Source organism: Shinella sp. R2-11 (assembly GCF_055330205.1).
Genome location: NZ_JBVAPC010000007.1, coordinates 109494 through 133830 on the forward strand (window position 1 = coordinate 109494; position 24337 = coordinate 133830).

At 67.0% G+C, this 24337-nt stretch carries 27 protein-coding genes; 23 read left to right on the forward strand and 4 right to left on the reverse strand.

Going from position 1 to position 24337, the window contains the following annotated elements:
- Positions 1-53: 53 nt before the first annotated feature.
- Positions 54-422, reverse strand: coding sequence for a YraN family protein (locus tag ACZ1A1_RS17895; protein WP_313195553.1), 369 nt, complete (start codon positions 420-422; stop codon positions 54-56).
- The gene (gene rsmI, locus ACZ1A1_RS17900; RefSeq protein WP_463621128.1) at positions 412-1338 is read right to left on the reverse strand and encodes a 16S rRNA (cytidine(1402)-2'-O)-methyltransferase; all 927 of its coding nucleotides are present in this window, start codon (positions 1336-1338) and stop codon (positions 412-414) included. Before rsmI ends, ACZ1A1_RS17895 begins: the two co-directional genes overlap by 11 nt.
- Positions 1339-1570: 232 nt before the next feature.
- Here rsmI and dnaN point away from each other — a divergent pair, with 232 nt between their 5' ends.
- The 7 genes from dnaN to ACZ1A1_RS17935 all read left to right on the forward strand — a co-directional run bounded on the left by dnaN (position 1571) and on the right by ACZ1A1_RS17935 (position 6618).
- Entirely contained in the window at positions 1571-2689 is a 1119-nt protein-coding gene (gene dnaN / locus ACZ1A1_RS17905; RefSeq protein ID WP_463620973.1) for a DNA polymerase III subunit beta, read from the forward strand.
- Between the two features lie 225 nt (positions 2690-2914).
- Entirely contained in the window at positions 2915-3517 is a 603-nt protein-coding gene (gene pmtA / locus ACZ1A1_RS17910; RefSeq protein ID WP_313195550.1) for a phospholipid N-methyltransferase PmtA, read from the forward strand.
- Positions 3518-3526: 9 nt separating this feature from the next.
- Entirely contained in the window at positions 3527-4108 is a 582-nt protein-coding gene (locus ACZ1A1_RS17915; RefSeq protein ID WP_463620974.1) for a histidine phosphatase family protein, read from the forward strand.
- Positions 4109-4110: 2 nt separating this feature from the next.
- Positions 4111-4809, forward strand: a complete 699-nt coding sequence (gene pyrF, locus ACZ1A1_RS17920; RefSeq protein WP_162911419.1) for an orotidine-5'-phosphate decarboxylase — start codon at positions 4111-4113, stop codon at positions 4807-4809.
- 16 nt (positions 4810-4825) lie between these two features.
- Positions 4826-5113, forward strand: coding sequence for a DUF1330 domain-containing protein (locus ACZ1A1_RS17925; RefSeq protein ID WP_119257371.1), 288 nt, complete (start codon positions 4826-4828; stop codon positions 5111-5113).
- Positions 5114-5232: 119 nt separating this feature from the next.
- A complete protein-coding gene (locus ACZ1A1_RS17930) occupies positions 5233-6213 on the forward strand; it encodes a complex I NDUFA9 subunit family protein (protein ID WP_463620975.1) in 981 nt (326 codons plus the stop codon).
- 255 nt (positions 6214-6468) lie between these two features.
- Complete coding sequence (locus tag ACZ1A1_RS17935) at positions 6469-6618, forward strand: hypothetical protein (protein WP_162911418.1); 150 nt, start codon at positions 6469-6471, stop codon at positions 6616-6618.
- Between the two features lie 38 nt (positions 6619-6656).
- Here the strand turns inward: ACZ1A1_RS17935 and ACZ1A1_RS17940 are convergent, their stop codons facing one another.
- Positions 6657-7463 (reverse strand): undecaprenyl-diphosphate phosphatase, encoded by an 807-nt coding sequence (locus ACZ1A1_RS17940; RefSeq protein ID WP_313195545.1) that lies wholly within the window; start codon positions 7461-7463, stop codon positions 6657-6659.
- 190 nt (positions 7464-7653) lie between these two features.
- On the opposite strand from ACZ1A1_RS17940, the gene ACZ1A1_RS17945 reads away from it, so the two are divergent.
- The 15 genes from ACZ1A1_RS17945 (at position 7654) to ACZ1A1_RS18015 (ending at position 22541) form a co-directional block, all read left to right on the forward strand.
- Positions 7654-8346, forward strand: a complete 693-nt coding sequence (locus tag ACZ1A1_RS17945) for a glutathione S-transferase family protein (protein WP_313195544.1) — start codon at positions 7654-7656, stop codon at positions 8344-8346.
- 10 nt (positions 8347-8356) lie between these two features.
- Entirely contained in the window at positions 8357-9502 is a 1146-nt protein-coding gene (gene queG, locus ACZ1A1_RS17950; protein ID WP_463620976.1) for a tRNA epoxyqueuosine(34) reductase QueG, read from the forward strand.
- Entirely contained in the window at positions 9499-10371 is an 873-nt protein-coding gene (locus ACZ1A1_RS17955) for an SDR family oxidoreductase (protein WP_463620977.1), read from the forward strand. Before queG ends, ACZ1A1_RS17955 begins: the two co-directional genes overlap by 4 nt.
- 365 nt (positions 10372-10736) lie before the next feature.
- Complete coding sequence (locus ACZ1A1_RS17960; protein WP_313195626.1) at positions 10737-11096, forward strand: septal ring lytic transglycosylase RlpA family protein; 360 nt, start codon at positions 10737-10739, stop codon at positions 11094-11096.
- 77 nt (positions 11097-11173) lie between these two features.
- Positions 11174-12463 (forward strand): RsmB/NOP family class I SAM-dependent RNA methyltransferase, encoded by a 1290-nt coding sequence (locus ACZ1A1_RS17965; RefSeq protein ID WP_463620978.1) that lies wholly within the window; start codon positions 11174-11176, stop codon positions 12461-12463.
- A 201-nt stretch (positions 12464-12664) separates the two neighbouring features.
- On the forward strand, positions 12665-13942 hold the full coding sequence (locus tag ACZ1A1_RS17970; protein ID WP_463620979.1) for an imelysin family protein: 1278 nt from the start codon (positions 12665-12667) through the stop codon (positions 13940-13942).
- Positions 13943-13988: 46 nt separating this feature from the next.
- Positions 13989-15524, forward strand: a complete 1536-nt coding sequence (locus tag ACZ1A1_RS17975) for a di-heme oxidoreductase family protein (RefSeq protein WP_463620980.1) — start codon at positions 13989-13991, stop codon at positions 15522-15524.
- Positions 15525-15530: 6 nt separating this feature from the next.
- On the forward strand, positions 15531-16655 hold the full coding sequence (locus ACZ1A1_RS17980) for an imelysin family protein (protein ID WP_463620981.1): 1125 nt from the start codon (positions 15531-15533) through the stop codon (positions 16653-16655).
- Positions 16655-17758: a DUF1513 domain-containing protein gene (locus ACZ1A1_RS17985; protein WP_463620982.1), complete on the forward strand. Its 1104-nt coding sequence runs from the start codon at positions 16655-16657 to the stop codon at positions 17756-17758. The genes ACZ1A1_RS17980 and ACZ1A1_RS17985 overlap by 1 nt, the downstream gene beginning before the upstream one ends.
- A gap of 43 nt (positions 17759-17801) precedes the next feature.
- Positions 17802-18257: a TspO/MBR family protein gene (locus ACZ1A1_RS17990; RefSeq protein WP_463620983.1), complete on the forward strand. Its 456-nt coding sequence runs from the start codon at positions 17802-17804 to the stop codon at positions 18255-18257.
- A 94-nt stretch (positions 18258-18351) separates the two neighbouring features.
- Positions 18352-18801, forward strand: a complete 450-nt coding sequence (locus tag ACZ1A1_RS17995) for a PaaI family thioesterase (RefSeq protein WP_463620984.1) — start codon at positions 18352-18354, stop codon at positions 18799-18801.
- On the forward strand, positions 18798-19442 hold the full coding sequence (locus ACZ1A1_RS18000; protein ID WP_463620985.1) for a 5'-methylthioadenosine/S-adenosylhomocysteine nucleosidase: 645 nt from the start codon (positions 18798-18800) through the stop codon (positions 19440-19442). The genes ACZ1A1_RS17995 and ACZ1A1_RS18000 overlap by 4 nt, the downstream gene beginning before the upstream one ends.
- Before the next feature lie 54 nt (positions 19443-19496).
- Entirely contained in the window at positions 19497-21059 is a 1563-nt protein-coding gene (gene guaA / locus ACZ1A1_RS18005) for a glutamine-hydrolyzing GMP synthase (RefSeq protein ID WP_463620986.1), read from the forward strand.
- Positions 21060-21226: 167 nt separating this feature from the next.
- Positions 21227-21688, forward strand: a complete 462-nt coding sequence (locus ACZ1A1_RS18010) for a carboxymuconolactone decarboxylase family protein (protein ID WP_463620987.1) — start codon at positions 21227-21229, stop codon at positions 21686-21688.
- Complete coding sequence (locus tag ACZ1A1_RS18015) at positions 21678-22541, forward strand: sigma-70 family RNA polymerase sigma factor (RefSeq protein ID WP_463620988.1); 864 nt, start codon at positions 21678-21680, stop codon at positions 22539-22541. Before ACZ1A1_RS18010 ends, ACZ1A1_RS18015 begins: the two co-directional genes overlap by 11 nt.
- Here the strand turns inward: ACZ1A1_RS18015 and ACZ1A1_RS18020 are convergent.
- Positions 22538-23107: a methylated-DNA--[protein]-cysteine S-methyltransferase gene (locus ACZ1A1_RS18020; protein ID WP_463620989.1), complete on the reverse strand. Its 570-nt coding sequence runs from the start codon at positions 23105-23107 to the stop codon at positions 22538-22540. The two genes, ACZ1A1_RS18015 and ACZ1A1_RS18020, sit on opposite strands and share 4 nt — an antisense overlap.
- A gap of 130 nt (positions 23108-23237) precedes the next feature.
- Here ACZ1A1_RS18020 and ACZ1A1_RS18025 point away from each other — a divergent pair, with 130 nt between their 5' ends.
- Positions 23238-24296: a peptidase M14 gene (locus ACZ1A1_RS18025; protein WP_463620990.1), complete on the forward strand. Its 1059-nt coding sequence runs from the start codon at positions 23238-23240 to the stop codon at positions 24294-24296.
- Positions 24297-24337 lie beyond the last annotated feature (41 nt).

Consider the following 24337-nt stretch of genomic DNA (forward strand, 5'->3'; position numbering starts at 1 on the left):
CGATGACAGACGCGTTACGCTTTCATGTCAGTTTCGTTACATTTTCCTTTCAATCAAAATGCATCCGGCAGGTGTTTCGGAAGCCGCCAGGGCAGGACCGCAACGATATCATATCGTAAGGAGAGGCGGTGGGCGTCCGGCTGGCGGGAGAGCCAGATGCCGCTTGCCGCGCGGATGCGCTGCTGCGCCGTTCCGGTGACGGCGAAGACGGCGCTGCCGACATCCCGGCGCGCCTTCACCTCGACGCAGATCACGAGATCGCCGCGCCGGGCGACGATGTCGATCTCGCCCAGCTTCGTGCGGTAGCGGATGGCGCGGATGCGGTAGCCCTTGGCGAGGAGATAGAGCGCGGCGAGATATTCGGAGACGTGCCCCCGGCGGAAGGCTTTCAGCCTGTTCGGGTCCGCCGTCCTATTTCCCATCGGCGTCCTTCAGGTCGAGGAGGCGCTGGTAAAGGTCCTTGCGCGGCAGGCCGGTCTGGCGCGCCGCCTCGGTCGCCGCCTTGCCGGTCGACATGTCCTTCGCGAGCATCGTCAGCAGCCGGTCGACATCCTCCGCCTCCGGCGCGGGCGCCTCGCCCGGCGGGCCGATGACGAAGACGATCTCGCCCTTCACGGAAGCGCCGTCGCCATAGTGGGCGGCAAGCTCGCCGAGCGTGCCGCGGCGGAATTCCTCGAAGGTTTTCGTCAGCTCCCGGCAGACGCAGGCCGCGCGCGCCTCGCCCAACACGTCGGCGGCGGCGGCGACCGTCGCGGCGATGCGGTGCGGCGATTCGAAGAAGAGAAGCGTTGCCGGAACAGTCGCCAGTTCCGCGAGGCGGTCGCGGCGCGCCTTGTCCTTGGACGGCAGGAAGCCGGCGAAGAAAAAGGCGTCGTTCGGCAGGCCCGAGCCGACGAGGGCTGCGAGCGGGGCAGAGGCGCCGGGGATCGGCACGACGCGGTGGCCGGCGGCGATGGCGAGAAGCGCGAGGCGATAGCCGGGATCGGAGACGAGCGGCGTGCCCGCATCGGAGACGAGGGCGACGGACTTTCCGGCTTCCAGCGCGGCGATGAGACGGGGACCTGCCTCGTCCGCATTGTGCTCGTGATAGGCATAGGGCCGGCCCACGATGCCGTAGCGGTCGAGCAGGACGCGGGTGACGCGGGTATCCTCGCAGGCGAGCACGTCGGCGCCGGCCAGCGTTTCGAGCGCCCGCAGCGTGATGTCGGAGAGATTGCCGATGGGGGTGGCGACGAGATAGAGCGCCGGCTCCAGCGGCCGGGCGGGGATGACGGCATTGTGGAGGCGGAAGCTCTTCGCGCCGTCGCCTGCCCCGCCTGTCGCACCCTCGTCCCGCATCGTCCGTCCCTTTCCGGCCGTGGATGGCCGCACTTTTCCCTCCTTATGGGCGAGGGCGGATGGCCCCGCAAGGTCCGGCTGTCGACTATCGTGCATCGCGCGCCGTTAGCACTTGCAATCCTGCCGGAACTTCTGCCATTTTGCCCGTCCACATCTTCCGGCACCTGCCGGACCTTCAAGGCAATGCCGCGCCGGGTTCCGGCGGGCTAGCGGTCGAAAGCGGTACAGTTCCATGCGCATTACTCTCGAGCGGTCCAATCTTCTGAAGTCGCTGAACCACGTCCATCGCGTGGTCGAACGGCGCAACACGATCCCGATCCTCTCGAACGTGCTGCTGCGGGCCGACGGCGCCAGCCTCGACATGAAGGCGACCGACCTCGACCTCGAAATCACCGAGGCGACGCCCGCGCAGGTCGAGCAGGCTGGCGCAACGACCGTTCCGGCCCATCTCCTCTACGACATCGTGCGCAAGCTCTCCGACGGTTCGGAAGTGCTTCTGGCGACGAGCGCCGACGGCGCGTCGATGACGGTCGCCTCGGGCCGCTCGAAATTCTCGCTGCAATGCCTGCCGCAGTCCGATTTCCCGGACCTCACCGCCGGCAGCTTCTCGCACACGTTCCGCCTCAAGGCGGCGGATCTCAAGATGCTGATCGATCGCACCCAGTTCGCGATCTCGACGGAAGAGACCCGCTACTACCTCAACGGCATCTTCATCCACACGATCGAGAGCAAGGGCGACCTCAAGCTGCGCGCCGTCGCGACCGACGGCCATCGCCTTGCCCGCGCCGACGTGGACGCCCCGTCGGGCTCCGAGGGCATGCCGGGCATCATCATCCCGCGCAAGACGGTCGGCGAACTCCAGAAGCTGGTCGACAATCCGGACCTCATCGTCACCGTGGAAGTGTCGGACGCCAAGATCCGCTTCACCATCGGCTCCATCGTGCTGACCTCCAAGCTGATCGACGGCACCTTCCCGGATTACCAGCGCGTGATCCCGACCAACAACGACAAGGAACTGAAGATCGACTGCCAGTCCTTCGCCCAGGCCGTCGACCGCGTTTCCACCATCTCCTCCGAGCGCGGCCGCGCCGTTAAGCTGGCGCTGACCGAGGGCCAGCTGACGCTGACGGTCAACAACCCGGATTCGGGCAGCGCGACGGAAGAGCTGGCGGTCGGCTACGAGAACGACCCGCTGGAGATCGGCTTCAACGCGAAATACCTGCTCGACATCACGGCGCAGCTTTCCGGCTCGGAAGCCGTCTTCATGCTGGCCGATCCGGGCTCGCCGACGCTGGTGCGCGACCTTGCCGGCGACGACGCGCTCTATGTGCTGATGCCGATGCGCGTATAGTCCGGCCGCCGCGGCATCGGGAAACCGTTCGAGGAACCCGCCGGTCGCCGGCGGGTTCTTTTTTGCAAAAGGCAAGGCCGCCGTCTTCGAGAAACTTGCCGGCGGCGGCGCAATCAGACTTGTTTTTGACGCAAACCGCGTCACATAGTCGGCGGGGCCGAACCATGCGGACGGGATGAAACCTGCCGCCGGCCTCGGAAATGTTACCATGAAGGGGGAGACGGCATGACGTTGCGCGTGAAGGTGAAGGAACGGCTCGGCAGGAAATTCGACGACGAGATCCGCTTCTTCAAGGGCTGGGTGAGCAACACCAAGGCGGTCGGCGCCATCATCCCGACATCCTCCGTTACCGCGCGCCGCATGGCGAGCGTCGTCAATCCGGCCTCCGGCCTGCCCGTCCTCGAGCTCGGTCCCGGCACCGGCGTCATCACCAAGGCGATCCTGCAGGCCGGCATCACGCCGGACAAGCTGACCTCGGTGGAGTTCTCGACGGATTTCTACAATCACCTCGTCGAGCGCTTCCACGGCGTCAACTTCATCAACGGCGACGCCTTCGATCTCGACAGGACGCTCGGCGACCTGCGCGATGCTACCTTCGACAGCGTCATCTCCGCCGTGCCGCTGCTGAACTTCCCCATGCACCGGCGCGTCGCGCTGATCGAGGACCTGCTCGCCCGCATCCCCGCCGGCCGGCCGGTGGTACAGATCTCCTATGGCCCGCTCTCCCCCGTCGTCGCCATGCCGGATCGCTACCAGATCACCCATCTCGACTTCGTCGTGCGCAACATCCCGCCGGCGCAGCTCTGGACCTACCGCCGCACGCACTGAGCGGCGGGAATGTTCGCGCTCTACATCACCCATCCCGAGGTGCTGATCGACCCAGCCGTGCCGGTGCCCGGCTGGGGCCTTTCCGGGCGCGGCCGAGCGCGCGCCGCGCTGGCCGCAGCATCCGACTGGGCCGCACGGATCGGCCGCTTCGTCGCAAGCACCGAGCGCAAGGCCATCGAGACGGCGGACATCCTCTCCGCCGGCCGCGTGCCCGTCGAGACGGACCATGCCATGGGCGAGAACAACCGCTCCGCCACCGGCTTCCTGCCGCCCGATGCCTTCGAGGCGGCAGCGGATGAATTCTTCGCCCATCCGCTGCAGAGCTTTCGCGGCTGGGAACGGGCGGTGGATGCACAGGCGCGCATCGTCACGGCCGTCGAGCGGGTACTCGAAACCCATGACCCGGCCGTCCCCATCGCCTTCGTCGGCCATGGCGGTGTCGGCACGCTTCTGAAATGCCACCTCAGGGGCACGCCCATCCGCCGCGACGGCGACCAGCCGGCGGGCGGCGGCAATCTTTTCGCTTTCCGTCTTGCGGACCGAAGCGTCACATGCGACTGGACGGCAATGGAATCTTGGAAAGGGATGTGACCATGTCCGCGCGCGACCGCCTGATCGTTGGCCTCGATGTACCGACCATCGCGGAGGCGGAAAAGGTGGTCCGGACGCTCGGCAGCACCGCCCTCTTCTACAAGATCGGCTACCAGCTCGTCTTTGCCGGCGGACTGGAATTCGCCCGCGACCTCGCCAAGGACGGCAAGAAGGTCTTCCTCGACATGAAGCTGCTCGACATCGACAACACGGTGGCCAAGGGCGTCGAGAACATCGTGAAGATGGGCATGTCCATGCTGACGCTGCACGCCTATCCGAAGGCGATGGCCGCCGCCGTTTCCGCCGCGAAAGGCTCGGACCTCTGCCTGCTCGGCGTCACGGTGCTGACCTCCATGGACGCCAAGGACGTCATCGATGCCGGCTATGAATACGATCCGCACACGCTGGTGCTGCGCCGCGCCGAACAGGCGCGCATCGCCGGCATGGGCGGCGTGGTCTGCTCGGCCGAGGAGGCGAGCGCCGTGCGCAAGGTCGTCGGTTCCGACATGGCGATCGTCACCCCCGGCATCCGCCCCGCCGGGGCCGAGCTCGGCGACCAGAAGCGCGTGATGACGCCTGCCGATGCGCTGAAGGCCGGCTCCAGCCACCTCGTCGTCGCCCGCCCCATCGTCAAGGCCGCCGATCCGCTTGCCGCCACAAAGGCGATCCTCGCCGAGATGGACGGCGCGCTTACCGCATAACGAGAGGGAGACAGAGATGCCCAAGGGTTACTGGATTGCACAGGTCGATGTGCGCGATCCCGAGCGCTACAAGGACTATGTGGCCGCCGCCAAGCCGGCCTTCGAGAAGTACGGCGCGAACTTCATTGCCCGCGGCGGCGCCTTCGCGCAGCTTGAGGGCCGTGTGCGCGCCCGCAACGTGATCATCGAGTTCCCCTCGCTCCAGGCCGCCGTCGACTGTTACAACTCGCCGGAATACCAGATCGCCGCCGCGATCCGCCAGGAAGTGGCGGATGCGGAAATGGTGGTCGTCGAGGGCCTCTGACCCCCTGACCGCAAGCCCTTGCAAAACCGGCACGCGAGACGCTTCGCCGCGCTTCACCTTGCCGGTTGTTTGGGCTATGTAGGCCCTACCTACCTATCCTAGTCTCCAGGAGCAGCCTCATGACCTTGTCCAACCTTCCGCCGCTCGTCACCGTCTTCGGCGGCTCGGGCTTCGTCGGGCGTCATGTGGTGCGCGCGCTGGCGCGCCGTGGCTACCGCATCCGCGTCGCCGTGCGCCGCCCGGACCTCGCCGGCTTCCTGCAGCCGATCGGTGGCGTCGGCCAGATCTCCTTCGTCCAGGCGAACCTGCGCTACCGCCAGTCGGTCGATCGCGCGGTCGAAGGCTCCGACCATGTCGTCAACTGCGTCGGCGTGCTCTTCGAGACCGGCCGCAACACCTTCGACGCCGTTCAGGATTTCGGCGCCCGCGCGGTGGCCGAGGCCGCCCGTACCGCCGGCGCGAAGCTCACCCACATCTCCGCCATCGGCGCGGACGAAAACTCCCCGTCGACCTATGCGCGCACCAAGGCGCGCGGCGAGGCGGCGGTCATGCGCACGGTGCCGGACGCCGTGATCCTGCGCCCGTCCATCGTCTTCGGCCCGGAAGACGGCTTCTTCAACAAGTTCGCCGAGATGTCGCGCTTCGCGCCGGCCCTGCCGCTCATCGGCGGCGGGCACACGAAGTTCCAGCCGGTCTATGTCAATGACGTCGCCGAAGCGGTCGCCCGCTCGGTGGACGGCACGATCGGGCGCGGCCGCGTCTATGAGCTCGGCGGCCCGGAAGTGCTGACCTTCCGCCAGTGTCTCGAAACGATGCTGCGCATCGTCGACCGCAAGCGCCCGCTCGTCGCGCTGCCCTTCGGCATCGCCTCGCTGATCGGCTCCATCACCTCGCTGATCCCCTTCGTCAAGCCGCCGCTCACCGCCGACCAGGTCAAGCTGCTGCGCGCCGACAACGTGGTTTCCGAGGCTGCCCGCAAGGAAGGCCGCACGCTGGAAGGCCTCGGCATCGAGCCGATCCTCGCAGAGGCGATCCTGCCGAGCTATCTCGTGCGCTACCGCCCGCAGGGCCAATTCACCAAGATCGACCGCACGGCCTGATCGGCCCTTTCAGGAATGCAGAACCGGCCGCCGCGGGAGGCTTTCCGCGGCGGCCGGTCCGTTTTTTTCCAAAGCGCTTCGGGCCTTCTGTTGCACTTATGCAGCGGTTCGAAAAAGCGTTGCGGCATTTACGCCCGATTCAGCATGTCGCGATATTGATTGTAACGGGACCTGCGAATAAACACCGCCCCCGCCGCGTCATGCAAAAGAGACGGACACGGCGCATTTCAGCACTTCAAGAGGCTTCCGGCGCAAATGGGCAAGGCAATTGCAATCTTCTTCGGATTTTCGGCTCTGATCATCGTGGCCGGGTCCTTTGCCGCGCCCACGACGGTCTCCGCCAGCAAGCACGGCTGCTCGCCGGCCTATGGCGTCGATCCCTGCACGACCGCTTCGGTCAAGTAAGCCCCGGCCAGCCCGTCGGGCCGGCCGAAGCCGGCCCTTCAGCCCCAGATCAGCAGCGCCGCAAGGCCCAGCACGCCGACGACGATCCGCCAGATCGCGAACAGCGTGAAGCCGCGCCGCGAGACGAAGTCGAGCAGCGAGCGCACGACGAAGAGGCCCGCGACGAAGGCGGCGGCAAAGCCGACGCCGATGAGAAGCAGGTCGTCGGACGACAGCGCGTCCCGGTTCTTGTAGAGATCGAGCGCGAAGGCGCCGACCATGGTCGGCATGGCGAGGAAGAACGAGAATTCCGCCGCCGAGCGCTTGTCCGTTCCCATCAGCAGGGCGCCCGCGATCGTCGCGCCCGAGCGCGAGGTGCCGGGGATCATGGCGAGGCACTGGCAGAGGCCGATCTTGAAGGCGAGAGACGGCGGGTACTTCATCGCATCCGTATAGCGCGGCGTCAGCGGCATGCGGTCGATCGCATAGAGGATGACGCCGCCGACGATCAGCACGACGCAGATCAGCATCGGCGTCTCGAAAAGCACCGTCTTGATGAAATCGTGCGCCAGCGCGCCGATAACCGCGGCCGGAAGGAAGGCGACGAGGATGCTGATGACGAAGCGGCGCGCCTCCGGGCTCGACGGCAGCGCCAGGGCGATGCGCAGCAGCTTGGCGCTGTAGACCGACAGGATCGCCAGGATCGCGCCGAGCTGGATCAGCACCGCGAAGGTGTTGCCGGGCGACTTGAAGCCGAGGAAATGCCCGGCGAGCAGGATATGGGCGGTGGAGGAGACGGGGATGAATTCGGTCAAGCCCTCGATTAGGCCGAGAACGAGGGCGCTGACGATGGACTGGTCTGCCATGGATGTTCCTTGGGATGGGAGGAAGGAAAGGCACGAAACGAAATCGGGCATACGGCAAAAAGCCCGATTCGCTTGTGTTTGTACCACCAAATTTCTATAGGTTCGTCAAATCAGCCGTGATCCGGATCTGCGCCGCACGCGCGCAAGGGCCCGGCGCAACCCCTTCCGCAAGACCAGTAAAGCAGCGTCCATGCCCACACTCTATCATCACCCGATGTCCTCTGCCTCCCGCTTCATCCGGCTGATTCTCGCGGAATACGGCTTCCAGACGGAGCTTGCCGAGGAGCAGCCCTGGGAAAACCGGCGCGACTTCCTGGCGCTCAACCCGGCCGGCACACTGCCCGTCTATGTCGACGACAGCATGCGGGCGCTCTGTGGCGCGAGCGTGATCTCAGAATATCTCGACGAGACGCATGGCGTCCTCAAGCGCGACCGGCGGCTGCTTGCCGAGGACCCGTTCCAGCGCGCGGAAATCCGCCGCCTCACCGAATGGTTCCTCCAGAAGATGGAGCAGGACGTCACACGGCCCCTGGTGCGCGAGCGCATCTTCAAGCTGCAGATGACCTCCGACCAGGGCGGCGGGCCGCCAGACAGCAAGATCCTGCGCAATTCGCGCGCCAATATCCGCCAGCACATGAAGTATCTCTCGTGGCTGGCCGGCTCACGCACCTATCTTGCCGGCGACCGGCTCAGCTATGCCGACCTTGCCGCCGCCGCCGCCGTCTCCGTCCTCGATTATATGGGCGAGATCAACTGGACGGACGCGCCGCAGGCCAAGGACTGGTACCAGCGGCTGAAATCCCGCCCCTCCTTCCGTCCGCTGCTCGCCGAGCGCGTGCGCGGCGTCACCCCGGTCTCGCATTACGCGGACCTCGACTTCTGAGGATGACGCCATGTCGGGCGACGACAGGCTCCGGCGCCGCCTGACCGACTTCCTCAAGGCCGAGGCGGCGGACAAGGGCTTCGACCTCTGTCGCATTACCGGCCCCGATTCCATCCCTGAGGCGCCGGCACGGCTCGCCGACTTCCTTTCCGCCGGCTACCACGGCACGATGGACTGGATGGCGGAGACGGAGGCGCGCCGGGCCGATCCACGTGTCCTGTGGAGCGAGGTGCGCTCCGTCGTCATCTTCGGCATGAACTACGGGCCGGCGCACGATCCGCGCGCCGTGCTCGCCATGCCGGACCGCGCGGCGATCTCCGTCTATGCGCAGAACCGCGACTATCACGACATCATCAAGGGCCGGCTGAAGGAAGTGGCAATGCGCTTTGCCGCGCGCGGCGGGGCCGACGTCAAGGTCTTCGTCGATACCGCGCCGGTCATGGAAAAGCCGCTTGCCGCGGCGGCCGGGCTCGGCTGGCAGGGCAAGCACACCAATCTCGTCAGCCGCACGCACGGCTCCTGGCTCTTCCTCGGCAGCCTCTTCACCACCGCCGACCTCATGCGCGACGAGCCGGAGCGCGACCATTGCGGCTCCTGCCGGGCCTGCCTCGACGCCTGCCCGACCGATGCCTTCCCGGCGCCCTACAAGCTCGATGCGCGGCGCTGCATCTCCTATCTCACCATCGAGCACAAGGGCTTGATCGAGCCGGACATCCGCGAAAGGATCGGCAACCGCATCTATGGCTGCGACGATTGCCTCGCCGCCTGTCCCTGGAACAAGTTCGCCGCGGCCGCCTCCGAGATGAAGCTCGTCGCCCGCGAGGAGCTGAAGGCGCCCGCCATCGCCGATCTCCTCACCTTCGACGATCCCGGCTTCCGCGCCCATTTCTCCGGCTCGCCCGTCAAGCGCATCGGACGCGACCGCTTCATCCGCAACGTGCTGATCGCCGCCGGCAATTCCGGCGACCGCGACCTTATCGAAACCTGCATCCGCCTTGCCGACGATGCCGCGCCCGTGGTGCGCGGCATGGCCGCATGGGCGCTTTCCCGCCTGATGACGGCTTCCGAATTCACGGAATTTGCGGCAGGAAGGGCGGACGACGTGGACGAGGACGTGCGCGCGGAATATGCAAGAGCGAAGGCGGAAAGACCATGAAGCACCTCCTGATCCTCGGCGCCGGCTTTTCCGGCAAGGCCATCGGCGAAACCTTCCTGGCCGCCGGCTTCACCGTCTCCGGCACGACGCGCTCGGCGGAGAAGGCAAAAGCCCTGCGCGGCCTCGGCATGACGCCCCTCCTCTTCGACGGCACGATTACCAGTGACCTTGCCGCCGACATGGCCCGCGCCACCCATGTCGTGCAGTCCATCGCGCCCGGCCGCGACGGCGATCCGCTGTTCCGCGCCGGCGTTCCCCCGCTTTCGCAATTGATGCCGAAGCTCGAATGGGCCGGCTATCTCTCCACCGTCGGCGTCTATGGCGACCACAAGGGCGGCTGGGTCGACGAGGACACCGCGCTGAACCCCGTCTCCGCCCGCTCCGTCGAGCGGGTCGAGGCGGAGGAGCGCTGGCTCGCCCATGGCGCGGCCTCCGGCCTTCCCGTCGCCGTGCTGCGCCTTGCGGGCATCTACGGGCCGGGCCGTAACGCGCTGCGCAACATGGAGGAAGGAACCGCCCGCCGCCTGATCAAGAAGGACCAGGTGTTCAACCGCATCCGCGTGGAGGATATCGGCCGCTCTGCCCTTTTCCTTGCCGAGCGGCATCTCGGCGGCGTCTGGAACATCACCGACGACGAGCCCGGCCCGCCGCAGGACGTGGTCGCGGAAGCCGCCCGGCTGATGGGCCTGCCGACCCCGCCGGACATTCCTTTCGAAACGGCGGAACTTTCTCCCATGGCCCGGTCTTTCTACGGGGAGAACAAGCGCGTCTCGAACGCGAAACTGAAGGCTGCGGGCTTCGAATTCCGCTTCCCGAATTACCGCCAGTCGCTCGCCGAGCTCCTCTCGTCCGGGCACTGGCGGGGCTGACGGAGGACGGGCCCGCGCGGCCCGTTTTGCGATTTTCTACAACCTTTAATTTATCTGCCCCATTTTCGCCTCCGAATTCCTGCGCAGAAATTGCTAATATTGAAAGTTTTTTCCGAAAATTTGCAGGATTGCCGCACAGACATTCCAACTTCCAAGTCGATCCAGTTTAGCGACTGATTCGCAAGCGCTTTTCCTGCCCCGTTAACCAAGGTTAAAAATCCATCGTGGGCGATGGACTGTATATCGAAGGGCTGCTTGCCGGCACTTGTGGCGGGTTGAGGCACGTTTTCGCCACTTTTGCTTCCTCATAGGGCGGTCAACACAGTGGAAAACCGCAACTTTCCCGGAAGGTCGTCCGATACATGATGCTCAAGCTCTCCAGCCTCGCCCTTGCCTCCCTGCTCGCCGCCTCCTCGACGTTCGTTACTTTCTCCGAAGCTGAAGCCGCCGGCTGCGGTCGCGCCTCGTGGTATGCGCTGCATTCGCGCACCGCTTCCGGCGAACGGATGAACCCGAACATGCTGACCGCCGCCCACCGGAGCCTGCGCTTCGGCACCAAGGTGAAGGTCACCAACGCGAACAACGGCAAGAGCGTCGTCGTCCGCATCAACGATCGCGGCCCGTTCATCCGCGGCCGGGTGCTCGACCTTTCCAAGGCCGCGGCCTCCAATATCGGCATGATCCGCTCGGGCCACGCCAAGATCTGTTACGAAGTCATCGGCTGACGCTCCGCGGAATCTGCGGCGCCCGGCTTGCCCTTCGCGCATTCCGCCGCTACCACGACGCAAAACGGAGTAGACGGATGCGATTGGGTGGGCGGCTCTCGGGGGCCATCGAGGTTCTGACGGATATCGAGACGCGGCGGCGCCCCGTCGCCGATGCGCTCAAGGACTGGGGCCTTTCCCATCGCTTCGCCGGCTCCGGCGACCGTGCCGCGATCGGCAATATCGTCTACGACGCGCTGCGCATGAAGCTGTCGCACGCCTTCCTGATGGACGACGACAGCCCCACCGCCCTCGGCCATGCCGTGCTCCTGCGCCAGTGGGGGCTTGCTCCCGAGGCGCTGGCCGCCGAGTTCGAGGGCGACCGCTTCGCCCCGCAGCCGCTTTCCCAGGACGCGCTTGCCGCCTTCCGCGCCCGCGATCTCGCCACGGCCCCGCTCCATGTGCAGGGCGATATTCCCGAATGGATCCAGCCTTCCTTCGAGGCGAACTTCGACGGCGACTGGCTGGCGGAAGCGAGGGCCCTCGCCGGCCGGCCGACGCTGGATCTCAGGGCCAACACGCTCAAGGCCGGCCGCGACAAGGTGCTGAAGGCGCTGGAGCGCAACGGCGCGCTCGCCTCCGCCATCGCAAGGCAGGGCATCCGCATTCCGGCCGGCGAAGGCCCGGCGCGCCTTCCCAACGTCACCGCGGACCTCGCCTTCCAGAAGGGCTGGTTCGAGGTGCAGGACGAGGGCTCGCAGATCGTCGCCGACCTCGTCGCGCCCGGGGAGGGCGAGCAGGTGCTCGACTTCTGCGCCGGCGGCGGCGGCAAGACGCTCGCCATGGCGGCCGCCATGCACAACAAGGGCCAGGTCCACGCATACGACACCGACCGCAAGCGCCTCGCCCCGATCATCGAGCGGCTGAAGCGCGCCGGCACGCGCAATGTCCAGGTCCACGAGGACCTTGCAAGCCTCTCCCCCATGACCGCACGCTTCGACCGCGTTCTGGTCGACGCGCCCTGCACGGGCACCGGCACCTGGCGCCGGCGGCCGGATACCAAGTGGCGCCTCACCGAGAAGAACCTCGAGGAACGCCTCGCCCAGCAGCAGGAAGCCCTTGCCAATGCCAGCGCCTTCGTGCGCCCCGGCGGCCGGCTGCTCTACGTCACCTGTTCCATCCTGCCGCAGGAGAACGAGGAGCAGGTCCACGGCTTCTGCAAGGCCAATCCCGATTTCGAGATTCTGCCCGTCATGGAGACCTGGCAGGCGCTCTTCGGCGCGGACAAGCCGGAGCCCCGCTCGCGCGACGGCAAGACCGTGACGCTGACGCCCGCCTCCACCGACACGGACGGTTTCTTCTTCTGCGCGATGGGCCGCAGGGGCTGAATCCCTTGCGCTCCGTCAAAAGCGGCGCAACAGGTTGAAATCATTCTAAACTATACACTTTGACACCAGTTTTTATTTGGTCCATGACAGAAACGCCTGAATAAACCCGAACCCGGCACCTGCCGGGCGATCCGGGCAGCGGCTCCGTGCCGCGGCGTCCGGTGCCGGGGGGACTCGCCAAACAGGACACCAGGAGACGTCATGACCACTTCCTTCCTTCGCGCGGCCGCATTTGCGCTTGCTGCCGCGGCGTCCAGCCTTGCCATCGGTTCCGCCCATGCGGCCGCCGATCCGGCTGCAATCGTCAAGCACTATACGGACATCGCCCACGCCAAGTATTCCGATGCGCTCGACGCCGCCAAGGCGCTCGACACGGCGATCGATGCCTTCATCGCCAAGCCCGGCGACGACACGCTGAAGGCGGCGCGCGAGGCGTGGCTCAAGTCCCGCATCCCCTACCAGCAGACGGAAGCCTACCGCTTCGGCAACCCCATCGTCGACGAATGGGAAGGCAAGGTGAACGCCTGGCCGCTCGACGAGGGCCTGATCGACTATGTCGACCCGAGCTACGGCACGGAAAGCAACGAGAACGCGCTCTTCGTCGCCAATGTCATCGCCAATCCGAAGCTGGAAATCGCCGGCAAGGAAATCGACGCCACGACGATCACGCCGGAAGTGCTGCAGGAACTGCATGAAGCGGGCGGCGTCGAAGCGAACGTGGCGACCGGCTACCACGCCATCGAATTCCTGCTGTGGGGCCAGGACCTCAATGGCACGGGCCCGGGCGCCGGCAACCGCCCGGCGACGGACTACGACACGGCCAATTGCACCAACGGCAATTGCGACCGCCGCGCCGCCTACCTGAAGGCCGCCTCCTCGCTGCTCGTCTCCGACCTTCAGGACATGGTCACGGCCTGGTCGCCGGACGGCGACGCCACCAAGAACGTGACGTCCGATCCGAAGGCCGGCATCACCGCCATGCTGACCGGCATGGGCTCGCTCTCCTATGGCGAACTTGCTGGCGAGCGCATGAAGCTCGGCCTCCTGCTGCACGATCCGGAAGAAGAGCACGATTGCTTCTCCGACAACACGCACAACTCGCACTACTACGACGTCGTCGGCATCCAGACCGTCTATACGGGTGAATATACCCGCCCGGACGGCTCCAAGCTGACCGGCCCGTCGCTGCACGAACTCGTCGCCGAGAAGGACGCCGCGCTCGACCAGGAGATGACGGCCAAGCTCGACGCCAGCCACACCGCCTTCAAGGCGCTGGTGGACCGTGCGGAAGGCGGCGAAGCCTACGACCAGATGATCGGCGAAGGCAATGCGGAGGGCAACAAGGTCGTCCAGACCGCCATCGACAGCCTGATCGACCAGACGAAGACGATCGAGCGCGTCATCACGGCGCTCGACCTTGGCAAGATCGAGCTTGAAGGCTCCGACAGCCTGGACAATCCTGGCGCGGTCTTCAAATAAGAAGGAAGGCGGGCCGCCGCGCAATGAACGGCGGCCCGATCCAGCAATGACAGAACGCCCCGCCCGTCGCCTGCTCGCGGTTTCTGCCGCGTTCACCGTCGCGGCGGGCGTTTTCGTCATCGGCAGTGCCGTTTCGGCCACGCGGGAGCGCGGGGATCTCTCCGCGAAGGACCTGAAGCGTGTCGCCGCCGTGACGGCACCGGCGACGGATTTCTCAAAGGCCGAGCAATACGAGGCCATGTCCGCCGGCGCCGCCACCTCGCTTGCGAGCGTCGACGTGAACAGCTTCTCGCATTTCTCGGAGAACATCACCTTCGAGGAACGCGAGACCTTCAAGCTCGGCAACGCGCTCTTCCAGAAGCTCTGGGTCTCCTCCCCCTCCTCCACGCAGGCCTCCGACGGGCTCGGCCCGCTCTACAATGCGCGCTCCTGCCAGTCCTGTCACATCAAGGACGGGCGCGGCCATCCGCCGGAGGGTGCGGCGGACGCGACCTCGATGTTCCTGCGCCTTGCCCGGCCTGCCGCGACGGCGGAGGAAGAGGCAGTGCTGAAGAGCTTCCATGCGATGAGCCTGCCGGACCCCATCTACGGCCGCCAGCTTCAGGACCAAGCCATTCCCGGCCTCAAGGCCGAGGGCCGCATGGCCATCGACTATAGGGAAGACCCGGTGACGCTTGCCGGCGGCGAGGTCGTGAGGCTGCGCCGCCCCACCTATTCCATTACCGACCTTGCCTATGGCGACCTCGATCCGGCGACGACGCTCTCGCCGCGCGTCACCCAGCCGATGCTCGGCCTCGGCCTCGTGCAGGCGATCCACGAGGCCGATATCCTGGCGCTGGCCGACCCTGACGACGCCGACGGCGACGGCATCAGCGGCAAGGCCGCCGTCGCCATCGACCCGAAGACCGGCAGAAAGACGCTCGGCCGGTTCGGCTGGAAGGCGCAAGCCGCCACCGTGCGCCAGCAGAGCGCCGAGGCCTTCGCACTGGACATCGGCATATCGACGCCGGAAGTGCCGCTCCCCGACGGCGATTGCACGCCGGCCCAGACCGCCTGCCTCGAACGGCCCAACGGCGTGCAGAAGCGCCTCGGCGATGCCGAGGCGCCGCCGCCGGTCATGGACCTCGTCACCTTCTATGCCGAGAACCTCGCCGTGCCGGCGCGGCGCAAGGCGAGCTTCCCCGAAACGCTCGCCGGCAAGCGGGTCTTCTACGAGACCGGCTGCACCTCCTGCCACCACCCTAAATTCGTGACCCGGCGCGATGCCGGCAACAAGGCCCATGCCTTCCAGCTCATCTGGCCCTATTCCGATTTCCTGCTGCACGACATGGGCGAAGGCCTTGCGGACGGGCAGCAGGTGGGCGTTGCGACCGGAAGGGAGTGGCGCACGCCGCCACTCTGGGGTATCGGCCTTACAAAAACCGTCAACGGCCATACGTTCTTCCTGCACGACGGGCGCGCCCGCAACCTCACCGAGGCCATTCTCTGGCACGGCGGGGAGGCACAGGCGGCGCGCGACCGCTTCGCCGCGCTGGAAAAGCAGGACCGAGACGCCCTTATCACCTTCCTGGAGAGCCTGTAGATGCCGATGCTGCGTTCATCCTTCCTGCGTTTCGCCGCCCTTGCCGGGGCAAGCCTGATGCTTTCCACCGCCCTGCCGGCCATGGCGCAGGAAGACGCGACGGCCGCGCCGCCCGAGCTCACCAACGAGAGCGTCGTCGGCGTCATGACCCATGCCGTCGACGACGTCATCCGCCCCGGCTACCGGGCCTTCGAGGCATCCGCCGGCAAGCTGGCCGAGGCGACGACCGCCTTCTGCAAGGCGCCTTCGGACGATTCACGCAAGGCGGTGGACGACGCCTTCCGGCAGGCCGTCGCGGACTGGGGCCGTATCGAGATGGTGCGCATCGGCCCCGTTCTCGACGACAACCGCTTCGAGCGCATCCTCTTCTACCCCGACCGCAAGAGCACCGGCCTCAAGCAGGTGCAGGCGCTGCTCCAGAAGGCGGACGAGGCGGACACGAAGGCCGCAGCGATGGGCGGCAAGAGCGTCGCCATCCAGGGTTTCGGCGCGCTCGAATTCGCGCTTTACGGCACCGGCTCTGAAGACCTCGAAAAGACACCGGAAAGCTTCCGCTGCCGCTACGCCGCCGCCGTCGCCAGCCATATCGAGATAACGGCCGGGCAGCTCACGGCGGCCTGGGACGCGCCCGACGGCGTCCAGCAGCACTGGAAGCATCCGGGACCGCAGAACCCCGTCTTCCGCACCGGCCGGGAGGCGATGACCGCCCTGCTCGGCATTCTCGTGCACGGAACGGAAGCGGTGCGCGACCAGCGCATCGAGACCTTCTACCGCAAGGGCGGCACGCCGCGGCCGAAATCGGCGGTCTTCTGGCGCTCCGGCAACACCTGGGTCTCGATCGACGCCAATCTCGAAGGCCTGCAGACGCTCTTCGACCGGTCCGGCATCGCCGAATTCGTCGATCCCGGCCGCACGTCGCTCAGCGGCAATGTCGATTTCGCGCTGAAGGCGCTACGCGGCGTCGCGCAGACCGTCGATCCCAACATCGAAAAGGCTGTCTCCACGCCGGCGGAAGAGAAGAAGATCGGCTTCCTCCTCACCAATACGCGAGACCTGATCCTGGCGCTCAACGGCGATTTCGGCGGCGCGATCGGCCTCGGCGCCGGCTTCTCCTTCGCGGACGGCGACTGATGGAAGCTATGGGCCTGCCCAACGCCGCGCTCGACCGCCGTGCCTTCCTGCGCATGGCGGGCACGGCCTTCGTGGCGTCGCTCGGCGCCGGCCCGGCCTTCGCGCTCGCGCGCACCGACGCCGTCTTCGCCTCCGGCTACATGGACCGTGACGGCCGCTTCGGCATCGCGGTGCTGGCCGAGGACGGGACGGTGATCGACCGCACGGCGCTTCCCGCCCGCAGCCACGGCATGGCCTTTTCGCCCGCGACGAACCATCTCGTCGCCTTCGCCCGCCGTCCCGGCACCTTCGCGCTCGTCATCGACCGGAGCGGCCGGGCCGAGCCGCGCACCATCGCCGCCGCGCAGGAGCGCCATTTCTTCGGCCATGGCTGCTTTTCGCCGGACGGCAGGCTGCTCTATGCCAGCGAGAACGACTTCGACGCCAATCGCGGCGTCATCGGCCTCTACGACGCCCGCGACAGCTACCGCCGCATCGGCGAATATTCCACCTACGGCATCGGTACGCACGACCTTTCCGTCAGCGACGACGGCCGGTTCCTGATCGCGGCGAACGGCGGCATCGAGACCCACCCGGATTTCGGCCGCACCAAGCTCAATCTCGACCATATGGAGCCCTCGCTCTCCCTGATCGACGCGGCGACCGGGGCGCTTATCGAGCGCCACGCGCTGCCGGAGAAGCTGCGCCAGCTCTCCACGCGCCATATCGACCTCGACGACAGGGGCCGCATCTGGTTCGCCTGCCAGTACGAGGGGCCGCGCAACGACCTGCCGCCGCTCGTCGGCCATTTCGGCAGGGGCGAGGACCTCGCCTTCATCGACCTTCCGGAAGAAATCACGATCGGCCTTGCCAACTATGTCGGCGCCATCGCCGTCAACCGGCGCGAGGGGCTCGTCGGCCTCACCTCGCCGAATGGCGGGCGCTTCGTCGTGCTGGACGCCAAGACCGGCCGCGTCGTCAGGGACGAGGCGGTCGCGGACGCCGCCGGCATCGCCGCCGCGCCGCACGGTTTTGCCGTCTCCTCCTATGACGGCCGTTTTGCCGGCCGGCGCGCGGATGTCGCCTGGGACCAGCACATTGCCGGCCTGATGCCGCGACGCTGACCCGCCTCTGGACGACGGCGCGGCGCGCACTAGCTCTGAGGGCATGAGCAACAAACCCCTCGTCTATCTCGCCTTCATCATCCTCGTTCTCGGCGGCGGCCTCGTCATCGGCGCCCATACGGTGCCCGGCGGCTGGTACGCCTCGCTTGCCAAGCCCTTCTTCAACCCGCCCAACTGGCTGTTCGCGCCGGTCTGGAGCATCCTCTACCTGATCATCGGTGTGGTGGGCGCCCGCACCTGGCTGGCGTTCCGCCGGTCCATGGCCATGCGGTTCTGGTTCGCGCAGCTCGTCCTCAACTTCGCCTGGACCCCGGTGTTCTTCGGCCTTCAGGATCCGGCATCGGCGATGATCGTCATCCTCGCCCTCGACATCGCCGTCGCCGGCTTCATCGCCGCATCCTGGCGGCAGGACCGCCCTTCGGCCCTCGCCTTCCTGCCCTACCTCGCCTGGGTCCTCTTCGCGACGGCGCTCAACGGCGCGATTCTCGTCCTCAACTGAGGGATATCGCCGCCCGGCGCTTGCAGTGCAGCATGTGCCGTGCAAACCTCGACCACCTTCGGTTCAGCGCCGGCGTTCCGGCGATAGTGGGGTCATGACAGGCTTTCCTCCGTCGGGTTTTGCCGACCGCGTCTCGAGAAGTTTCGAACGGCAGGCCGCCATGCGGCTGATCGGCGCCGAGCTCACCCGCATTTCCCATGGCACTGTGGAGATCGAGCTGCCCTTCGACGAGAAGCTGACGCAGCAGCACGGCTTCCTGCATGCCGGCGTCATTTCCGCCGCGCTCGACACGGCCTGCGGCTATGCCGCCTATTCCGTCATCGATGCGGACGCCTCGATCCTCACCATCGAGTTCAAGGTCAACCTCCTGTCGCCGGGGCGGGGCGAGCGCTTCCTGTTCCGCGGCGAGGTCACCAAGCCGGGCAGCAACATCATCGTCGCCGACGGGCGCGGCTATGCCCTGACGGACGGGCCGGCCAAGCTGATCGCGTCGATGACCGGCACGATGATGGTGGTGCGCGGGCGGGAGGACATCACCGAATGAGCTTCGTCCTCAAGACCGCCGGCCGCTACCGCATCCTTTATGTCATGGCCGTCGATGCCGAATACGGCCCGCATCTTGCGGCCCGCATGACGCCGCTGATGACGGGCGTCGGCCCCGTCGAGGCTGCCGTGCAACTGACGCTCGCCCTCTGCCACCTGGAGGCGGAGGGGAATCTGCCCGACCTCGTCGTCTCGCTCGGCTCGGCCGGCTCCGCGGTGCTGGAGCAGACCGGCGTCTACCAGGCCACCTCCGTTTCCTACCGCGACATGGATGCCTCGCCCCTTGGCTTCACCCGCGGCGCGACGCCCTTCCTCGACCTGCCGGCGGAGGTGCCGCTGACCGTGCATGTGCCGGGCCTGCCGGAAGCCCGGCTCTCGACGGGCGCCAACGTGGTTTCCGGCGCCGCCTATGCCGCCATCGACGCGGACATGGTGGAGATGGAGACCTATGCGGAGCTGCGCGCCTGCCAGGCCTTCGGCGTCCGGCTCGTCGCGCTTCGCGGCATTTCCGACGGCAAGGCCGAGCTCACCCATATCGGCGACTGGACGGAATACCTGCACGTGATCGACGAAAGGCTCGCCGCTGCCGTCGACAGGCTGGAAACCGCTGCCGCCGACGGAACGCTCGTGCTCAAAGGCTGAGAATCCGGCTTTTTCCCCGTTGCACGCCGCAAGGATATTCTTTAAAGGCTCGCCATGACCCAGACAGCCCATCCCGACAGCGTTCTCATCATCGATTTCGGCAGCCAGGTGACCCAGCTCATCGGGCGGCGCGTGCGCGAAGCAGGCGTCTATTGCGAGATCATCCCCTTCCAGTCGGCGGAGGAAGCCTTCCACCGCATGAAGCCGAAGGCGGTCATCTTCTCCGGCGGTCCCGCTTCCGTTCTCGACCAGGGCAGCCCGCGCGCGCCGCAGGTCGTCTTCGATTCCGGCCTGCCGATCCTCGGCATCTGCTACGGCCAGCAGACGCTCGCCACCCAGCTCGGCGGCACCGTCGAGGGCGGCCATGCCCGCGAATTCGGCCGCGCCGACGTGGAGATCCTGAAGGCCAGCCCGCTCTTCGAAGGCTTCTGGGAAGTCGGCAGGAAATATCCGGTCTGGATGAGCCACGGCGACCGCGTCACTGTCGCGCCCGAGGGCTTCGAGATCATCGGCGTTTCGGAAAACGCCCCCTTCGCCATCTGCGTCAACGAGGCGAAGCGCTACTACACGACCATGTTCCATCCGGAAGTGGTGCACACGCCGGACGGCGCCAAGCTGCTCTCCAACTTCGTGCACAAGATCGCCGGCATCAGGGGCGACTGGTCGATGTCCGCCTACCGCGCCCGCGCGGTGGAAGCGATCCGCGAGCAGGTCGGCGACAAGCGCGTCATCTGCGCCCTTTCGGGCGGCGTCGACAGTTCCGTCGCGGCCCTTCTCATCCATGAGGCGGTCGGCGCGCAGCTCACCTGCATCCTCGTCGACCACGGCCTGATGCGCAAGAACGAGGCGGCCGACGTCGTCGCCATGTTCCGCGAGCACTACAATCTGCATCTCATCCATGTCGACGCCGTCGACCGCTTCATCGGCGAGCTGGAAGGCGTCTCCGACCCGGAGACCAAGCGCAAGATCATCGGCCGCCTGTTCATCGAGGTGTTCGAGGAAGAGGCCGGTAAGCTCGGCGGCGCGGAATTCCTCGCCCAGGGCACGCTCTATCCCGACGTCATCGAAAGCGTCTCCTTCACCGGTGGCCCCTCGGTGACGATCAAGTCGCACCACAATGTCGGCGGCCTGCCCGAACGCATGAACATGAAGCTCGTCGAGCCGCTGCGCGAGCTCTTCAAGGACGAGGTCCGCGTGCTCGGCCGCGAGCTCGGCCTGCCCGACTCGTTCATCGGCCGCCACCCCTTCCCGGGACCGGGCCTCGCCATCCGCTGCCCCGGCGGCATCACCCGTGACAAGCTGGAGATCCTGCGCGAGGCCGACGCTATCTATCTCGACGAGATCCGCAAGGCCGGTCTCTACGACAAGATCTGGCAGGCCTTCGCCGTGCTGCTCCCCGTCCAGACCGTCGGCGTCATGGGCGACGGGCGGACCTACGAATTCGTCTGCGCGCTGCGCGCCGTCACCTCCGTCGACGGCATGACGGCCGACTTCTACCACTACGACATGAACTTCCTCGGCCGCGCCGCGACCCGCATCATCAACGAGGTCCGCGGCATCAACCGCGTCGTCTACGACGTGACGTCGAAGCCGCCGGGCACGATCGAGTGGGAGTGAGGGCGCGTCCCTCTCCATGACGGAAATCCAGCTCCGTATGACGGAAATCCAGAAAGCCCCGGTGTCCGCGCCGGGGCTTTTGCTTTCCGGTAAAAAATTCGAAGTTCCATGTCACATCCGGCGTTCCTGCCTCGTCATGACGGTACAGGATTGAAAAGGAGACTGGAATGTCCGCTCGCATGACCGACTACCTCACACGCGCCGAGCCCGCCTTCAAGGCGATGCTGGCCCTGGAAGCCGCCATCAAGGCGAGCCCGCTGGATGCGACGCTCACGCATCTCGTCAAGGTGCGCGCCTCGCAGATCAACGGCTGCGCCTACTGCATCCATATGCATGTCGGCGAGGCGCTGAAGGGCGGCGAGGATCCCATGCGCATCCACCTCCTCGCCGGCTGGCGCGATTCCCCGCTCTATAGCGAACGGGAACGGGTCGCCCTTGCCTGGACGGAGGCGCTGACGCTGGTGGCGGAAACGGGCGCGCCCGATGCGGACTGGGAGGCCGTCAAGGCCGTCTTCACGCCGGACGAGCAGGCATGGCTGCCGTTTGCGATCGGCGCGATCAATGTCTGGAACCGCGTGCAGGTCGGCTTCCGCGCCGAGCACCCGGTCGACCGGCGCCATGCGGCGTGACCCTGCCACGGACGTCTTCGAGGCGCAGCGGCCGCGGCTGCTGCGCCTTGCCTATCGCATGCTCGGCTCGCATGCGGAGGCGGAGGATATCGTGCAGGACGCCTGGCTGCGCTGGCACCGCAGCGACCGCGCGGCGGTGGCCGAGCTCGCCGCCTGGCTCACCCGCATCGTCTCGCGCCTCTGCCTCGACGCGATGAAATCCGCCCGCGCGCGGCGCGAGACCTATCCCGGCACCTGGCTTCCCGAACCGCTGATCGAGCCGGCGGACGAGGAGATGCGCGCCGACAACATCACCCTCACGCTCATGGTGGCGCTGGAACGGCTTTCGCCGCTGGAGCGCGCGGCCTTCCTGCTGCACGACGTCTTCGACCAGCCGCTCGACGACGTGGCGGCGACGCTGAAGCGCAGCCCGGCGGCCACCCGCCAGCTCGCGGCGCGGGCGCGCGCCCATGTGCGGATCGACCAGCCGCGCTACGAAATCCCCCGCGAGGATGGCGAGGCGCTGACGCGCGCCTTCTTCGAGGCCTGCCGCGCCGGCAATGCGGCGGCGCTCGGCGCAATGCTGGCGGCGGACGTGACGCTGCGCTCGGACGGCGGCGGCAAGGTGCTCGCCTTCCCCAACGCCATCCATGGCGTCGACCGGCTGATCCGGCTCTATCTCGGCCTGTCGCGCAAGCCCGGCCCGCCGGCGGAATTCCTCGGCCATGCGATGATTGACGGCCTGCCGGGTTTCCTCAGCCGCGTCGACGGGCACATGCAGACCACGGCGCTGGAGATCATCGACGGCCGCATCGCCGCCATCTACATTACTCGCAACCCGGACAAGCTGACGAGCCTCGCGCTGCCCGGCTAGAACCCGAAGGACTGCTGCGCCGGTTCGGGCTGGGCAAAGGAAATGCCCTCCAGCGCCAGCATCCTCAACTTGGAGGATGCGCCGCCGGGGGCCGAGAAGCCGCCGACCTTGTTTCCGGCGGCCAGTACCCGATGGCAGGGGATGATGAGGGCGACGGGGTTCTTCGCCATGGCCTGGCCGACCTCGCGCGCGCCTTCCGGGCCCGCGCCGAGATCGCGGGCGATCGTGCCGTAGGTCGTCGTCTCGCCCCAGTGCACGCGCCGCGCCGCATCGTAGATCGCCCGGAAGAAATCGCTCTGGCCGGTAAGGTCGAGCGGCACATCGGTGAAATCGGCCTCCTCGCCGGCGAAATAGCGCTGCGCGGCTTCGATGGCCCGGGCGACGGCCGGCGGCGGCTCGGCAGGCTCGGCGGCCTCGGCATTTTCGAGACGGCGCAGCAGCAGGCGGCGCGTTGTTGCGGCATCCTCGCCGGGCAGCTGGAAGCGCACGACGCCCGCCGCCGTCCAGGCGATGCCGCAGGGGCCGCCCGCCGTTTCGAATATCCGATACTGGGTCTTGCCGGTCATTTTCGGCTCCCGTTCCCGTTTTGTCACAAGATCGGGCTTTGCCCGGCCGGTTTCAACCCGTTTCTTGCCGGGGCTTGCGCCATGCGCAGGCAATTCGCATAACGCGGCAAACAATTTGAGGAGAAACGGCGTGGAACGTTCCGAGATCATCATCGGCGGGGATACGGCAGGCATCGAATGGCGCGTGCCGGTCTTCCGCTTCAAGGGCAGCGACGCGGCGGCGCCCTCGGCCTATATCCAGGCGGCGCTGCATGCCAACGAACTGCCCGGCACGGCGCTCCTCCACTTCCTGCTGGAACGCCTGCGGACGGCGGAAGCGGACGGCGCGATCCGCGGCGACATCACCGTCGTGCCGCAGGCCAATCCGATCGGCCTTGCGCAGTATCATTTCGGCGAGATGGAGGGCCGCTTCGATCTCGGCTCGCGCACCAATTTCAACCGCGACTTCCCGCTGGTGGCACTCGCCGGGCGCGACACGCTGCTCGAAAAGCTCGAAAGCCGCAGCGCCGCCGACCGGCTGAAGCGGACGCTGCTGCACATGGCGCTCGGCGCCGACCTCGTCCTCGACCTCCACTGCGACGACGAATCCCTGCAGTATGCCTATATCGACGATGCCTTCTGGCCGGAGGCGGCGGATCTGGCATCGGCCCTCGACATGGAGGCCGTGTTCCTCTCGGACGGCGAAAGCACCGCCTTCGAGGAGGCCGTCGGCCATGCCGTCAAGCACCAGGGCGGCGGCAAACTCAAGACCGTGCCGGGCCGCCTTGCCGTCACCGTGGAGTTGCGCGGCCGGCGCGACGTCTATCCCGACATGGCGCGGCGCGATGCGGACGGCCTTTGGGCTTTCCTCGCCGGCCGCGGCATCGTCGCCGACCCGGCGCACAAGGCGAAGCCCTATGCGGGACCTGCCGTGCCGCTCGACAATATCGAGATGGTGAAGGCGCCCGAGCCCGGCACCGTGCTCTTCCACCGCGACATCGGCGACGAGGTGAAGGCCGGCGACGTGCTCGCCACCCTCATCGTCCGGCCGGGCGAGGCGGGCGGCACGCTTGCCGTCACGGCCGGCCATGACGGGCTGATCGCCACGCGCTGCTCGGCCCGCTACGCCCGCCGGGGCGACGACCTGATGAAGATCGCCTGCCGCGAAGCGACCCGCAGGGACCGCAAGCCGGGCACGCTGGAAGACTGACGGCGGCCCGCAAAAATCTTTCGCGCGGGGGATGGCCTTCC